Raw genomic sequence first — 1465 nt, 5'->3', positions numbered from 1 at the left:
ATACACACTAATTTGAAACTTACATCAAGTCAGTGGTTATTTAACCTTCAAAAAATTCTTCATCAATTCGTTTTATATACAGCACTTGCTCATCTCGGCTACCAATGTTGTAGCGCAGCATCAGCTTAGCCAACTCTTTACCATTGATAAGTACGATTCGCATGCCTAGGTCTTTCGCTGTCTGAGTTGCTGATGAGGTAAAATCAGATGTAGTGATAAAAATGCCTTTCTGTGCTTTCTTCAGATTAAGCGCACCAAAGAAGTCCCTGATTTCACCTGCACCAACATTGTTGCCATCAGCATAACGCTTGGCCTGGATGTAAACCTGATCAACACCCAGAGGGTCTTGATTAATCACTCCATCCACACCGTTATCACCACTCTTTCCTAGCGTATGGGCCATACCCTCATCGCTTCCGCCATAACCCATTGCTAGTAGCAAGTCGATCAGCAGTTGTTCAAAGAAGGCTGGAGACACTTTACGTGTTCGAGACAAGATGTCTGAGGCTAACGCGTCGTTAATCTGTTTGTAAGCAGCTCTTAGTACTTCATCTGGCGTCGCATCATTATCAGACACAATTGTCTTTTCACCTTGGTCTGAATCACCGTTCTTTTGCTTAGTGAACGTATTGAAGTCATCAAAACGTTTAAGGTATTGGTTATTGATCTCATCGCCACTGTTTAGAGCTTCTTTCCCCAAGTCTGTTATAACGAAATGACCACGCCTTGTTGAGTCCAAAAGCCCTGCTTTCGCTAGATAGGTTTTAGCCCACCCAACTCGGTTCGTGAATGCCGCTTGTCGGCCACTAGGAAGCAGCTCAGTTCTCTCGTCTTCTGACAGATTAAATTGCTCCGCTAGCAAATCTACAACGTTGCTAAGCTTAACTTCTTCATTCTTCGCAGCCTCTAACACTGGCTTCATTAAATCTTGATAACTTGGTAGCACTATAGACCCTAACCATTTTGGCTTTTAATTTCGGCAATATACCAAGATATACAATCAGTTACATTGATATTCGTTACGTTTATTTGGACTTACCAGCCAATCCAACTATTAATGCTGCCAAGGCCGCTCCCGCTATGAAAGTACCTACATTGCTCCCTTCAGACTTCGCTTTCGTTGCGTTACCTCTGAGTTGGGCTTGAACAGACACTTGTTCACTTTCCTTGAGATTATTAACTATATTCACGACCGAATTAAAAAGTTCATCTGGAGCGATACCAAGAGCTTTAGCACATTCAAACATCTGATCAACAGAGAACGTTGACTTTCCTGATTCCAAACGACTATAGCTAGCTTGTGAGAGCCCCATTTTTTCAGCTAATACGCTCTGCTCTATGCCTAGTTCTTTGCGTTTATTCGCGACGACCACACCCAGAATCGATGAGTAAGAAACCATTTTGTCTTGCATTTTTACCACCAATAACTAAATAACACTTGATCAATTAAGTGCATAGGTATAAG

The 1465-nt window shown here is 42.1% G+C and carries 2 protein-coding genes; both read right to left on the bottom strand.

Going from position 1 to position 1465, the window contains the following annotated elements; translation table 11 throughout:
- Nucleotides 1–40: 40 nt before the first annotated feature.
- Complete coding sequence (locus tag BCT81_RS15730) at nt 41–946, bottom strand: restriction endonuclease (protein ID WP_198596906.1); 906 nt, start codon at nt 944–946, stop codon at nt 41–43.
- A 79-nt stretch (nt 947–1025) separates the two neighbouring features.
- Nucleotides 1026–1412: a helix-turn-helix transcriptional regulator gene (locus tag BCT81_RS15725; protein ID WP_102425038.1), complete on the bottom strand. Its 387-nt coding sequence runs from the start codon at nt 1410–1412 to the stop codon at nt 1026–1028.
- Between the last annotated feature and the right edge of the window lie 53 nt (nt 1413–1465).

It is taken from the genome of Vibrio sp. 10N.261.52.A1 (genome assembly GCF_002876325.1).
GTDB lineage: Bacteria > Pseudomonadota > Gammaproteobacteria > Enterobacterales > Vibrionaceae > Vibrio > Vibrio chagasii.
This window is presented reverse-complemented; position numbering and strand designations above follow the sequence as displayed.

Excerpts from the sequence above, each read along its gene's own strand:
- BCT81_RS15725 (WP_102425038.1), bottom strand. The coding sequence starts at position 1,412 with ATGCAAGACAAAATGGTTTCTTACTCATCGATTCTGGGTGTGGTCGTC.